Below are 12,547 nucleotides of genomic sequence, written 5' to 3'. Positions count from 1 at the left end.
AGTCACGCGTTCCAGTGGCATGACGCCCCACGCGAACCGGGGTGTATTCGAGAGGTGCCTTCACCGGAAATCCCGGGAGCCGGTCTCCGAATCGAATGGGAGAATGGTCGTGTTCGAGTTTTCCTGGATCCGCGGTGTCGTTCTGACAGGCGCCGCCGTCACTTTGGTGGGCAGCGGCATCGGCCTGCTGGCGACCTCGATGGCCGCCCCCACCGCGACCCCGCGCCCCGCCGTCCTGCTCCTTCCCCTGGACGGCTCGGGCGCCGTTCACACCGGGTATTCCACGGTGACCGTGAAGAAGCCGGATTTCGAGGAACGCCTCAAAGGGGACCTGAAGCCGGGACCGCGGCCCGGTGGGTGAAATGCTCAGAAGTACGCGGCGCAGTAATCCTCGTTGATCAGCGGCACGGCCTTGTCGAGGTCGGCGATGCACCTCCAGAGGTGGGCCGCCCGCCGGCCGTCCGTGTCCGCTCAGCGCAGTACGGCCGCCAGCAGGTCGGCGCCCAGCGCCGTCAGGTCGGGCAGGTTGAGGGTGTAGCGGACGTACCGGCCGCGCCGCCGGGCCGTGAGCAGACCGGCGCGGCGCAGGACGGCGAGGTGACGGGACACCTCCGGCGGTGACAGTTCCCAGGCGTGGGCCAGCTCCCGGGTGGTGTGCGGGCCGCGGGCCAGCGTGCGCAGCAGCCGTAGCCGTACGGGGTGCGAGAGCGCCTCCAGCCGGAGGGTGACCGTTTCCAGCGACACCGGTTCCGACGGGCTCGGTTCGGCCACCGGGTACTGCACCACCGGCTGCCATCCGGGCGCGTGCACCACCGCCAGGTGGGGGCTGCCGAAGACGCTGGGTATGAAGGTGACTCCGGTGCCGTGCGCGGCGGTCGCCTTGTCCAGGAGCTTGTCCACGACGATGCAGTCGCCCTCCGGTGCCAGGGAGACCGCGCCGGAGACCGATGCGAGCGCCGTCCCCACGCCCTCGCGCCTCAGCAGGTCGTTCTTCACGCGCAGGTCGGTGGCGAGCCGTACGGCGACGTCCGCCCAGGCGGCGTCGAAGAAGGCCTCCGCGCACTGTTCGAGGGTGCCGCGCACCCGCGCCCGTACGACGGCCGGGTCCGCCAACAGCCGTTCCGCGAAGGCCTCCTGCCGCACACCGCGGGCCTGCGCCAGGTCCAGGGCGCGCTCCCGCGCGACCCGGTCGGTCAGCGGCGACGGCGCCCCGAACCGGACCCGGTTGCTGCCGCAGGTGGTCACGAGCGCCGCGGTCACGTACGGCTCGTCGTCGATCCGGTCCACCTCGTCCAACTCCTCCGCGAGGGTGGGCCGGGGCCGGGCGGGGAGCAGGAAGTCGGCCTGGGAGGAACGCCAGAGGAAGTCCGCCTCCCGCAGGCGCTCGGCCAGCTCCGGCCGCATCCCGGCCCAGACCTCCCCGGCCCAGTCGGCGAACTGCGGATGGTGCCCCGGCTCCGCCAGCACGTGCAGCATCGCGGTCAGTTCGGCCAGCGGGGACGCGGCGAACCGCAGCCGCCCGGACGGCAGCCCGCCGATGTCGATCCTCAACGTCACCCGCTCAGCATTGCCGACCGCGCGGCCCGTGGCGACAGCGGGTTGACGATGTCCGTCAACCCACGTGCCCGGCCCGGCGGTCGCACGCACGTTGACGCCATGGAAACCATCACCACGATCCGGCCGCGCGCCCTCGTCCGCGCCTCCGGAGGTCCCCGCTATGCCGTCGCCCTGGCCGTGGACGCGCTCGGCACCGGCCTGCTGCGGCCGTTCCTGCTGCTCTACGGGGTCATGGTGCTGCGGCTGCCCGCGCCCGCCACCGGCATCGCCATGACGGCCGGCATCGTCGTGGGCCTGGTGTGCATGCCCGCGGTGGGCCGCTGGCTGGACCGGGGCGCACGCAGCACGGTCGTGGCCGCGTCGATGCTGGTACGGGCCCTGGGCGTGGCGGTGCTGCTGGCCACCCCGGCCGGACACGTCTGGCCGTTCGCGACGGCGGCGCTCGTCCTGGGCGTGGGCAACCAGGCGTGGCCCGCCGCCCACGCGGCCCTCGTGGCCACCGTCGCCCACGGCCGGGAACGCGACACCGCCCTCGCGGCCGGCCGCGCCCTGCGCAACGCGGGCCTGGGCGTCGGCGCGCTCCTCGCCACCGCCTGCCTGGCGGGCGGCGCCACCGCGCTCCGGGCGATGGCGGTCGCGACCGGGATCGCCTACCTCACGGCGGCGGCACTGGCCTGGTCGGTCCACCTGCGGGCGCGTCCGGCCGCCCAAGAGGCCGAGGGCGGGACCGAGCCGGGGCCCGCGCCCCGGATGCGCGCGCTCCTGGCCGCCAACGTGGTCTACGTCTTCTGCCTCAACGTGCCCGAAATCGCGCTCCCGCTGGTGCTGGTGACGCAGTTGCACGCCTCCCCGGCGTGGTCGGCGGCCGTCTTCGTGGCCAACACGGTGCTCGTGGTCACCCTCCAGGTCCCGGTCACCGTCCTGATGTCCCGCTTCCCCCGCCGGACCGTGCTGGCCGTCGCAGGCGTGGTGCTCACCGCGTCCTACCTCGGTTTCCTCGCGGCCACCTCACTGGGAGCCGGCCGGGCCGCCCCGGCCGTCGCCGCGGTGTCCGTCGTCTGCACCCTCGGCGAGATCGTCTACGCCGGCAGCGCCACGGCGCTGGTCACCGCCCTCGCCCCGGCGCACGCCCTCGGGCGGGCCCTCGCCCGCTTCGAGCTCTCCACGGGCTTCGGCCTCGCCGTCTCGCCGGCGGTCATCACCGCGCTCGCACCCCACGGCCCGGGCGCCCTCTGGGGCGGGCTCGCCGGTGCGACGCTGCTCTCCGCCTCCGCCGTCGCCGCGGAGAAGGACGGCACCGGGAAGGGCGGGACCGGGCAGGGCACGGCCCAGCAGGGCCGGGGGGCGCGCCTCAGCCGGAGGTGACGGCCCGTTCCAGCAGGCCGTGCAGGACGTGCTGTTCCTCCGGGGTGAGGCCGGACAGCGGGGAGTCGGCGTGGAGGAGTTCCAGGAGGCGTCCGCGCAGCGCCGTGCCCTCGGGCGTGAGGACGAGGTGCTTGGCGCGCCGGTCCGTGGGGTGCGGGTGGCGCTCGATCAGGCGCTGCTTCTCCAGCTTGTCGACGACGAAGGTGGTGTTGGAGGGCTCGCAGCTCATGCGTTCGGCGAGCTCCCGCATGGTCATCGGCCCGCTCATCTCCCGCAGGGCCGTCGCCTGTGACGCCGTGAGGCCGAGCGTGGCGGCCCGCTCCCTCACGTGCTCGGCGATCCGCTGGGCCAGGCCGTTCACCAGGCCGCACAGCTGTCGCTCGGCGATGGCCTGCGGATCGGTGGGCGTCGTCATGCGGCCACCCTAGCAAGTCCATCAAGGCCAAATATTTCCAGCTTGAATGATTCAAGCTTGATGCTTATGGTTGCCGTCGTCGCCGCGGCAGGTCGTGGCGACGACCTGACCACGACTCACAGGAGAGAACCCATGACTGACTTGACGGTGGATCAGGGCGTACGACTGCGCCGGCCGGCGGGCATCCGCTCCATCCGGCTGGGGGAGACGAAGGTGTCGTACGTACCGGACGGCGACGTACGGCTCCGGCCGCTGGAGCTGCTGCCGGACACCACCGCAGAGGTGTGGGCCGCGCACCCCGAATACCTGGACCCCGCGGGCCGCCTGGTGGGAAGCGTCGGCGCCCTGCTGGTGGAGCACGGCGACCGCGCCCTCCTCATCGACGCGGGCTTCGGCCCGCAGTCCCTCCAGCTGCCCGAGGGGCCCCTCGACACGATCCACGGAGGCGCCCTGCCGGCGGCCCTGGCCGACCTCGGCCGCCGCCCCGAAGACGTCGAAGCGGTGGCCTTCACCCACCTGCACGCCGACCACCTCGGCTGGGCCTGCCACCCCGCCCCCGGCAGCGACCGCCTCGCGTTCGCCCACGCCGACCACCTGATCTCCGGGCCCGAGTGGGAGCGGCGCGACCTCCTGGAAGCCCAGGGCATGGCCGAGCAGGTCAGGACCCTCGCGCCCCGCGTGCGCACGGTCGCCGACGGGCAGGAGGTCTTCCCCGGCGTGCGGGTCCGGATCACCCCGGGCCACACCGTCGGGCATGCCGAGTACGTCATCACCGGGGGCGGGCGGCGCCTGATCGCCTTCGGCGACGCCCTGCACTCGCCGATCCAGGTCGACCGTCCGGAGTGGTCCTCCGGCTTCGACCACGACCGCGCCCTGACCGCCGATCACCGCCGCCGCCTCGTCGCCGAGCTGGCGGAGCCCGGAACGCTCGGCTTCGGCGTCCACTTCGCCGACGTGGTGTTCGGCCACGTCCGCCACGACGGGACGGGCCCGGCCTGGCGCCCCCTGGACGCCTGACACCCTCTAAACCGTGCTTGGCGATCAGCCCGGGCTGATCCGGCCTGATCGACGCGACGCGGCCCAGGTCAGGAGGGCGCGGGCCAGGAACGGGTCGTCGTGCGCGCACCACAGGGCCCCTGCGCGACGAACACCGCGATCGGCGCGCAGGGGCCTCCTGCCGGTGGTCCCCGGGCGGCGAGAGCCGCTCGACCGCCGGGGAGCCGGTGCGCGTGTCAGTCAACCAGCGTCGCCCCGCCGGGGCGATGGGATCGAGACACGGAAGCGGACCCGAGCGGCCCGCTCGGCACAGTGAATCATCCGAGAGGTGAAAGATGCCTTGCTTGTGCACCGAGCGGTCAGTTCTGGACCGGCAGGGGCTGGGGCGGCTGGGGGGTGAGCCGCTTGAGGCCCTTGCGGTCGTAGTAGGCGGTCATCGCGAAGCCGAACAGGAGCGCCAGCACCGTACCCAGCGCGATCATGATCCAGGAGCGGGTGAGGCCGGCGTCGCCGCGCGCGTCGAAGTAGAGGATCGCCCGCACGCCGTCGCTGAGCTGACGCATCGGTTCGAAGTACGAGAGGAAGCGGTAGAAGCCGGGGACGGCCTGCAGCGGGACCGTCGCGCCCGACGAGGGCAGCCCCAGCACGATGAACACGAACATCGACACGAGCTGCCCGATGCCGCCGAACGCGGCGTTGATGGCCTGCACGCCCAGACCCACGGCGAGCGCCGCGCAGTACGAGTACACCCACAGCAGCGGCAGGTGGGTGGCGTCCATCCCCAGGACGCCGACGCACGCCACCATCACCAGCGTGGTGCTGACGAGCGTGATGCCGGCCGTCATCAGCATCTTCAGGAGCAGCGTCTGCGTCCGGTCGATCGGCACCGTCGGGCGGCGCGTGTGCCAGGGACCGATCTCGTTGTCGGCGTAGCCGAGCGCGGTGTCCACGCCGTTGCTGATGACGTTGCCGCCCATGAATCCGGCCAGCACCAGCAGCAGGGTGTAGTAGAAGGCCGTCAGGCCCAGCCCGCTGCGGGCGCCGATCGGGTGCCCGACCTGTGTGACCACGTCCACCGGATCGGCGAGCAGCAGCTTGGTGGCGGGAGGGGCGGAGGCGCCGGCGGCAGCCGTGAGCTGTTCCCCGATGGCGTGGGACGCGCGCGCCGCGGCCTGCGTCGTGATCCGACCGGCCAGCGAGGATCCGAGGCTGCCCTTGCCGGGGTTGGTGAGCACGGTCAGCGTCGGCAGGCGGGTGGCCGCGGCCGTGGGCAGCGCCGTGACGGTGTCGGTGAAATCGGCGGGGACCACCAGCGCGCCGTAGACCTTGCCGGAGTCCAGCTGGTCCCGCGCCTGCGCGAGGCTCAGCCGGCGCCAGTCCGCCTTGCCGCCCGCCGGGTCGGCGGTGATGGAGGCGGTGATCTGCGCGCCCAGGTTCTGCCGCTGCCCCGGCGGCGGCTTGCCCGTGTCCTCGTTGACCAGGGCGATGGGGAGGTCCCGCAGCTGCGCTTCGGGATTGACGATGCCGCCCATGTAGAGGAGGGACAGCAGCAGGGCCAGCAGCCCCGTGAGGATCGTGGGCACCAGCCACAGCTGGGGGCGGCGCACGAGGGCCGCGGCGGTGGCCTCGGGGGCGACGGTCGGGGACATCGGTCTCCGTAGCTGCCCGGCGGGCCGGGCTCGAACGACGGTGGAGGCGGCCGGGCCGCACGGGATCCCAGGATCTCCCCGCACCGGCGAAGGCCGCCGCGCACCTCGCGCGGCGCCCCCGAACCCGCCCGACGGACCACCGGAACAGCCCACGCCCGATCGCGCGGTGCCCGACGCCCCGGGGTGCTACCAGGTCCAGCGGAAGCCCGCCGCCGCGTGCTCCAGCGCCGCGACGAAGCGGTGCACCGAGCCCTCCGAGGACACGGCGACCGGCGTTTCACCGAGGACGGTGCCGTCCCGGTGGTGGTCCCACACCGTCCACCACAACGGCCAGCTGCGCGGCATCGTCGCGGCGACTACTGTGCGGTCTTCGCCTGGGCCGAACTGGCCCCGGACTTCGCCAAGTCGCAGATTCTGCTGGCCGTCGCGGAGGACGGCAAGCCCTTCGACGACGAGCTCAACCAGCTGTGGGTCGGCACCGTGGACGCCGCCGACGGAGCCTCCGGGCCGGAAACTGCCCCCGAACCGGCCGTCGCGCAGGACGGGCCCGAGCACCGCCGGTTCTACCGGCGGGCGCTGCTCGCCGCCGGCGCCGCGGCCGTCGGCGGGGTCGGGGAGGCCGCCTCCGCCCCGGCCGTCCCCTCCCACGGCCCCCGGCAGGCCGGGATCCTGACACCTCGACAGAGCCACGTCCGGCTGGCCGCCTTCGACCTGGGCCGTGCCCGTACCGACCGCCCCCGCGCCGCACGAGCCTGACGGGTGATGTGTCTGCGTGACGGCCAGGCCGTCATTCGGTCCATGTGGCGTTCGAGCTCGTCGGTCACAGCCGGGCTCACCGGTGAGTCCCCCGGGCCGTGAGCGGATCGGTGCGGTGCGGCAACCCTTTCGGTGGCGGCCCGAAACGCCGCGCGGCGACTGTCGTCCCATGCCTTCCGTGACCGCCGCCGCCCCGCCCGCACCCGTAGCCGCACCGGCCCTCGCGCCCGCCGGGCCGCCGCGGCCCGGGGAACTGTCCTGGGCGCAGGCCCGGATGCGGGCCCACGCGGCGCCGCGGCCGTGGCCCGCCCGTACGGTGCCGCTCGCGGACGCCGTCGGGCTCACGCTGGCCGACGCCCTGCGCGCCCCTCATCCGCTGCCGGCGTTCGACACGGCCGCCATGGACGGGTACGCGGTCGCGGGCCCCGGCCCCTGGCGGGTCCGGGGAGCCGTCCGGGCGGGCACGGTGTGGCCGGGAGCGCTCCACGCGGGGGAGTGCGTGGGTATCTCCACCGGCGCGCAGGTCCCGGCCGGAGCGTGCGCCGTACTGCCGGTGGAAGCGGCCCTGGCGGGCGGCGACGGCCTGGTGTCCGGACCCGTGCCGCCGCCGGGCCGGCACATCCGCAGGACCGGTGAGGACACCCCGGCCGGCGGCCTCCTCGCCCCGGCGGGCACCCCGGTCGGCCCCGCGCTGCTCGGACTCGCCGCGTCCTGCGGCCACGACACCCTGCCGGTGCGGCCCGCGCCCCGGGTCCGGGTCCTGGTCACCGGCGACGAACTGGACCACGCCGGCCCGCCCGGGCCGGGGCGGGTGCGCGACGCCCTCGGGCCGGCCCTGCCGGCCCTGGTCGCCGCACTGGGCGGCGAGTGCCGCGAGGTGCGGCACGTCCACGACCGGCCGGCGGGCTCACTGGCCGCGGCCGTGCACGGCACGCGGGACGCCGAGGTCGTGGTGGTCACGGGCTCCACCTCCGTCGGCGTCACCGACCAGCTGCGCCGGCTGCTGACCGAGGCCGGGGCCCGGCCGGTCGTCGACACGGTCGCCTGCCGCCCCGGCCACCCGATGCTGCTCGCCGAACTGCCCGCCGGCGGCTGGGTGGTGGGGCTGCCCGGGAACCCGTACGCGGCCCTCGTCGCCGCCCACACCCTGCTGGGCCCGCTGCTCTCCGGCCTCTGCGGCCGGTCCCTCGCACCGCTGCCCCTCGTACCCGTGACGGGGTCGCTGCGGCCCGCCGCCCCCGGACTGACCCGGCTGGTCCCCGTCACCTGGGACGGCGCCGGCGCCCGGATCACCGCGGGCCACGGCGCGGCCTTCCTCCGGGCCGCCGCCGTCGCGGACGCGCTCGCCGCGATCCCCGCGGACTGGACGGACGGCACCCCCGTACCGCTGCTGCTCACCGGTTAGGGGGCGCGTCAGGGGGTCGCGCGTACGAGGACGAGGGATCCCTCGTACGCCGGCAGGGTGCGCAGGTGGCCGAACTCCGCGTCCCAGGCGCCCGATTCCAGACGCGGCGCAGGGACCGGTCGAAGCGCTCGCGCACGCCGTCGTCGACGAAGCTCCACGCCGAACAGGCCTGCCGGGCCGCCGGGTCGAGCAGCAGCTCGGGGCGGACGTAGTACGCCTCGTTGAACCCGTCCGTGCAGTCCGGCGGAACGGGTACGGTCCGGACGGTCCCGCTGCCGCCGAGCGCGGAGGCCAGCTCCTCGACCGTCGGATGGCGGAGCGCCTCCGTGTCGAGGACCTCGGGCGCGTACCGGTACAGCCAGAACTCCCGCACCAGGTCGGGATCGCAGGACAGGACGGCCACCGGACCGCGCGTCACGCGCCGCATCTCGCGCAGACCGGCCCGCACGTCGGACCACTGGTGGACACTGAAGAGCGTCATCGAAGCGTCGAACTCGCCATCGGCGAAGGGCAGTTCCTCGGCGACCGCGTCGATCGCCCGGGCGAGCCGGACCGGGCGCCGGGCCCGCATCGACTCCGAGGCGTCCACCGCGGTCACCGCACGCGCCGCGCTCTCGTACGACCCGGCGCCCGCGCCGACGTAGAGCACGGTGCGCGCGTCACCCAGGGCCTCGGTGATGAACCGGGCCATCGCTCGTCCGGCCGCGGGACGGGGGAGCGGTCGGAGCCGGCGGCTGCCGCGCCGGCGCCACCGGTGCGGAGGGGCAGGGTGGTCATGGGGGGGGGTACCTCGCCTCGCGAGCAGGGACAGGAGGGGAAGGGGCCCGTACGCCGAAGCGTGGTGACGTCGGCCGTGCGGGCCCCGGGGGAGTCAGGACCAGAGCCGGTACCGCTCCCAGCGGCCGTCGGTCCCGGTGCGCTCGTAGCGCAGCCGGGTGTGGACGCGGCTCTTCGCCGCCTGCCAGAACTCCACCTCCACCGGGGCGAGGGTGTAGGGCGTCCAGGCGGAGTCCACGAGGGAGGGTTCCCGCCCGACCAGGGCCAGCGCCTTCTCCAGGGCGTGGTCGCGCTCCGCCGTGTCCGCCAGGTACTGGCTCTGGCGGGCCGGCAGGGACTCGGCGCGGGCGGTCGCCGACCGGACCCGGGGCGTGCTCCGGCTCGAACGCGCAGAGCGGCCCCGCGAACACCTCGATGCCCCTCAGCCACGCGCGGACGTCACTGCCGTGATCTGGTCGTTGAGCTGCCGCCTCCTCCACGGGACACCTTTCACGTCCCGTCCTGCATCTGCGGCTTATATTCGACAATCACCTTGCAGATGCTCGGCGGATAACCCAACTGGCATTGTGGGTGAGCAGTCGATGTGGGAGATTGCGACAACGCTCCGCCGGCCGGCGGGGGAGGGCCGGCGCCGCGCGGGTCAGCCGACGCGACGGGCCCCCGCCGACGGTACGGCCTCCAGCACGGCCGGCGTCACGAAGCCGGCCGCCGCGAAGGCGTCCGTCACGGCCCGGGCCACGGACGCGGCCGCCGCGGCCGGGACCAGCGCGATCACGGAGCCGCCGAAGCCGCCACCGGTCATCCGGGCGCCCAGGGCGCCGGCGGCGACGGCGGCCTCCACCGCGAGGTCGGTCTCCGGGCACGAGACGCGGTAGTCGTCCCGGAGGGAGGCGTGACCGGCCGTCAACAGCGGCCCCAGCGACTCCGGTTCACCCGCCGCGAGCCGTTCGACGGCCCGGCCGACCCGGGCGTTCTCCGTGACCACGTGCCGGACCAGCGGCGCGAGGTCCTCGGGCAGCTGCGTGAGGACGCCGGGCAGCTCCGCCTCGGAGAGGTCCCGCAGGGCGGTCAGCCCCAGCAGTCCCGCCGCCCGCTCGCACCCCGCGCGCAGCTCCGCGTACGCCCCGTCGGCGAGGTCGTGCGCGACCCGGGTGTCGATCACCAGCAGGCGCAGCCCGTGCCCGGTGAGGTCGAAGGGGACCTGCCGGACGTCCAGGCTGCGGCTGTCGAGGTGCAGGGCGCTGCCCTCGGCGCAGCAGACCGAGGCCATCTGGTCCATCACCCCGCAGGGCACACCTGCGAAGGCGTTCTCGGCGTACTGCGCCACGCGTGCCAGCTCCGGCCGCGACAGCCGCAGCGCGTACAGCTCGTCGTACGCGACGGCGACCGCGCACTCCAGGGCCGCCGAGGAGGACAGGCCGGCGCCCCTCGGCACGGTGCTGTCCAGGTGTACGTCGGCGCCGCCGACGGGCAGGCCCCGCTCCCGCAGCGCCCACACCACCCCGGCCGGGTAACGCGCCCAGCCGGAGACCGGGCCGGGGGCGAGGTCCGCCACCGCCAGCTCGGTGATCCGGCCGTCGCCCTGGGCACTGTGCAGGCGCAGCAGCCCGTCCTCGCGGCGGCCGGCCGCCAGTACGGTGGTCTGCGGCAACGCCATCGGGAGGGCGAAGCCGTCGTTGTAGTCGGTGTGCTCGCCGATCAGGTTGACCCGGCCCGGGGCGGCCCAGATCCCGTCGGGGGCGCGGCCGTGGATGCGTTCGAACTCCCGGCGCACGGCGGCGGCTTGCGCCGCGGGCCCGGTCACAGGGCCTCCCGCAGCCGCCGCGCCGCCGCCTCGGGCGCCACGTCGTTCATGAAGGCGTCCATGCCGGCTTCGGTCCCGGCCGTGTACTTGAGCTTGTCGGCGCTCCGCCGGATCGTGAACAGCTCCAGGTGCAGCGCGAGTTCCTCGCCCCCCACGAGCGGGGCCTGGTGCCAGGCCGCGATGTAGGGGGTGGGCGCGGCCGCCCCGAAGAGCCGGTCGAAACGGCGCAGCAGGTCCAGGTACAGGCCGGGGAACTCGGCGCGCTCCGCCTCGGTGAGCCCGGTCAGATCGGGGACCCTGCGGTGCGGGTGGAGGTGCACCTCGTACGGCCAGCGCGCGGCGTAGGGGACGAAGGCGGTCCAGTGCTCCCCGGCGAGGACCACGCGTTCGGTGGCGGCGCGGGCTTGCGCGAGGACGTCCTCGAAGAGGTTGCGGCCGGTGCGGGCGCGGTGCGCGGCCGCGGCGGCGAGGTGCTTGGCGGTGCGCGGGGTGGTGGTGGAGAAGGCGTAGATCTGGCCGTGCGGATGGGCCAGCGTCACGCCGATCTCCGCGCCCCGGTTCTCGAAGCAGTACACCTGCCGCACGCCGGGCCGGGCGGACAGGGCGGCGGTGCGGTCGGTCCAGGCGTCCAGGACCAGCCGGGCCCGCTGCGGGGTGAGGTCGGCGAAGCCGGCGTCGTGCTCGGGGGTGAAGCACACCACCTCGCAGCGGCCGGCCTCCCCGGCGAGTGACGGGAAGCGGTTCTCGAAGACGGCCACCTCGTAGTCGGCGGCCGGGATCTCGCTCTGGCGGCCGTCCCGGGAGGGGCAGAGCGGGCAGGCGTCCGCCGGCGGGTGGTAGGTACGGGACTGCCGGTGGGCGGCGATGGTGACCCAGTCGCCGGTGGCCGGGTCGCGGCGCAGTTCGGGGGCGCTCTCGACCCGGTCCAGCGGGCGCCGGTCCTGGGCCCCTCGGTCCCGGCCGGGTTCGCTGTCGTAGTAGATGAGCTCGCGGCCGTCCGCGAGTTCGGTCACGGTCCTGTGCACGTGCACGTCCTCGCCTGTCTCGTCAGGGGGTGACGGCCGGGGCCGACGCGTCCTCGATCATACGGCCGTCCGGGGCGGACCGGCCGTTTGCCCTCCTCGCGAAGGGGCAGGCGCAGTGCGCGGGCGGGCCGGGAGGGCGGCCGGGCGCAATCACCGTGGAAGGACGTGACGACGATGAGGGTGGCGTTTCTCGTGGCGCCGGAAGGCGTGGAACAGATCGAGCTGGAGCGGCCGTGGCAGGCCGTGGTGGACCAGGGATGGCAGCCACGCCTCGTGTCGACCGACAGCGGCGAGGTCCAGGCGTTCCACCACCTCGACAAGGCCGACACCTTCCCGGTCGACGACGTGGTCGGCGCCGCCGGACCGGACGACTACGACGCGCTGGTGCTCCCGGGCGGTGTCGCCAACCCCGACGCCCTCCGCATGGACGAGGGCGCGGTCGACTTCGTACGGGGTTTCCTGCGCACCGGCCGGCCGGTGGCGGCGATCTGTCACGCCGCCTGGACGCTCGTCGAGGCGGACGTGGTGCGGGACAGGACCGTGACGTCCTGGCCGAGCCTCGCCACCGACCTGCGCAACGCCGGTGCCACCTGGGTCGACGAAGAGGTACGGGTCTGCCGGGCGGCGCCCGGCACGCTGGTCACCAGCCGCAGGCCCGACGACCTCGACGCCTTCTGCACCGCCTTCGTCAAGGAATTCGGCGCCGGACCGGCCGCAGCGGGTCCGTCCGCGGATGGGGCCTCCGGAGAAGAGTCGTCCGCGGAAGAGTCGTCCGGCCCCTGACGGGCCGTCGGTGCG

General features: G+C 74.7%; 14 protein-coding genes. 6 read left to right on the top strand and 8 right to left on the bottom strand.

What is annotated here, in order from left to right:
• Positions 1–103 precede the first annotated feature (103 nt).
• On the top strand, positions 104–361 hold the full coding sequence (locus IG86_RS0134740) for a hypothetical protein (protein WP_030902240.1): 258 nt from the start codon (positions 104–106) through the stop codon (positions 359–361).
• Positions 362–471: 110 nt separating this feature from the next.
• Here the strand turns inward: IG86_RS0134740 and IG86_RS0134735 are convergent, their stop codons facing one another.
• Positions 472–1,557, bottom strand: a complete 1,086-nt coding sequence (locus tag IG86_RS0134735) for a helix-turn-helix domain-containing protein (RefSeq protein ID WP_030902238.1) — start codon at positions 1,555–1,557, stop codon at positions 472–474.
• 99 nt (positions 1,558–1,656) lie between these two features.
• Here IG86_RS0134735 and IG86_RS0134730 point away from each other — a divergent pair, with 99 nt between their 5' ends.
• Complete coding sequence (locus tag IG86_RS0134730) at positions 1,657–2,922, top strand: MFS transporter (RefSeq protein WP_051785569.1); 1,266 nt, start codon at positions 1,657–1,659, stop codon at positions 2,920–2,922.
• On the opposite strand, the gene IG86_RS0134725 is transcribed toward IG86_RS0134730, so the two are convergent.
• The gene (locus IG86_RS0134725; protein WP_030832205.1) at positions 2,909–3,337 is read right to left on the bottom strand and encodes a MarR family winged helix-turn-helix transcriptional regulator; all 429 of its coding nucleotides are present in this window, start codon (positions 3,335–3,337) and stop codon (positions 2,909–2,911) included. The two genes, IG86_RS0134730 and IG86_RS0134725, sit on opposite strands and share 14 nt — an antisense overlap.
• A 132-nt stretch (positions 3,338–3,469) precedes the next feature.
• Between IG86_RS0134725 and IG86_RS0134720 the strand changes: the two genes are divergently transcribed.
• Complete coding sequence (locus IG86_RS0134720) at positions 3,470–4,354, top strand: MBL fold metallo-hydrolase (protein ID WP_030832203.1); 885 nt, start codon at positions 3,470–3,472, stop codon at positions 4,352–4,354.
• Between the two features lie 338 nt (positions 4,355–4,692).
• Here the strand turns inward: IG86_RS0134720 and IG86_RS0134715 are convergent, their stop codons facing one another.
• Together IG86_RS0134715 and IG86_RS45205 are read right to left on the bottom strand one after the other, a co-directional pair.
• A complete protein-coding gene (locus IG86_RS0134715) occupies positions 4,693–5,982 on the bottom strand; it encodes a YhgE/Pip domain-containing protein (RefSeq protein ID WP_030832201.1) in 1,290 nt (429 codons plus the stop codon).
• A 186-nt stretch (positions 5,983–6,168) separates the two neighbouring features.
• Positions 6,169–6,297, bottom strand: a complete 129-nt coding sequence (locus tag IG86_RS45205; RefSeq protein ID WP_267886295.1) for a hypothetical protein — start codon at positions 6,295–6,297, stop codon at positions 6,169–6,171.
• Here IG86_RS45205 and IG86_RS0134705 point away from each other — a divergent pair.
• On the top strand, positions 6,283–6,738 hold the full coding sequence (locus IG86_RS0134705; RefSeq protein ID WP_157854964.1) for a hypothetical protein: 456 nt from the start codon (positions 6,283–6,285) through the stop codon (positions 6,736–6,738). The two genes, IG86_RS45205 and IG86_RS0134705, sit on opposite strands and share 15 nt — an antisense overlap.
• A gap of 169 nt (positions 6,739–6,907) precedes the next feature.
• Positions 6,908–8,143 (top strand): molybdopterin molybdotransferase MoeA, encoded by a 1,236-nt coding sequence (locus IG86_RS0134700; protein WP_078848551.1) that lies wholly within the window; start codon positions 6,908–6,910, stop codon positions 8,141–8,143.
• Here IG86_RS0134700 and IG86_RS39390 read toward each other — a convergent pair.
• From IG86_RS39390 to galT, 4 genes are all read right to left on the bottom strand, one after another.
• Positions 8,133–8,834, bottom strand: coding sequence for a class I SAM-dependent methyltransferase (locus IG86_RS39390; RefSeq protein ID WP_244306230.1), 702 nt, complete (start codon positions 8,832–8,834; stop codon positions 8,133–8,135). The genes IG86_RS0134700 and IG86_RS39390 overlap by 11 nt on opposite strands.
• Before the next feature lie 180 nt (positions 8,835–9,014).
• Positions 9,015–9,158: a pyridoxine 5'-phosphate oxidase C-terminal domain-containing protein gene (locus IG86_RS44830; protein ID WP_244306229.1), complete on the bottom strand. Its 144-nt coding sequence runs from the start codon at positions 9,156–9,158 to the stop codon at positions 9,015–9,017.
• 402 nt (positions 9,159–9,560) lie between these two features.
• The gene (gene galK / locus IG86_RS0134685; protein ID WP_030902231.1) at positions 9,561–10,724 is read right to left on the bottom strand and encodes a galactokinase; all 1,164 of its coding nucleotides are present in this window, start codon (positions 10,722–10,724) and stop codon (positions 9,561–9,563) included.
• Positions 10,721–11,749: a galactose-1-phosphate uridylyltransferase gene (galT, locus tag IG86_RS0134680; protein ID WP_030832190.1), complete on the bottom strand. Its 1,029-nt coding sequence runs from the start codon at positions 11,747–11,749 to the stop codon at positions 10,721–10,723. Before galT ends, galK begins: the two co-directional genes overlap by 4 nt.
• 174 nt (positions 11,750–11,923) lie before the next feature.
• Between galT and IG86_RS0134675 the strand changes: the two genes are divergently transcribed.
• Positions 11,924–12,532: a type 1 glutamine amidotransferase domain-containing protein gene (locus tag IG86_RS0134675; protein WP_078906134.1), complete on the top strand. Its 609-nt coding sequence runs from the start codon at positions 11,924–11,926 to the stop codon at positions 12,530–12,532.
• Positions 12,533–12,547 lie beyond the last annotated feature (15 nt).

The sequence above is a fragment of the Streptomyces virginiae genome, from assembly GCF_000720455.1.
Classification (GTDB): domain Bacteria; phylum Actinomycetota; class Actinomycetes; order Streptomycetales; family Streptomycetaceae; genus Streptomyces; species Streptomyces virginiae.
The sequence above is the reverse complement of the archived record's forward strand: the minus strand, read 5'-3'. Positions and strand labels throughout refer to the sequence as shown.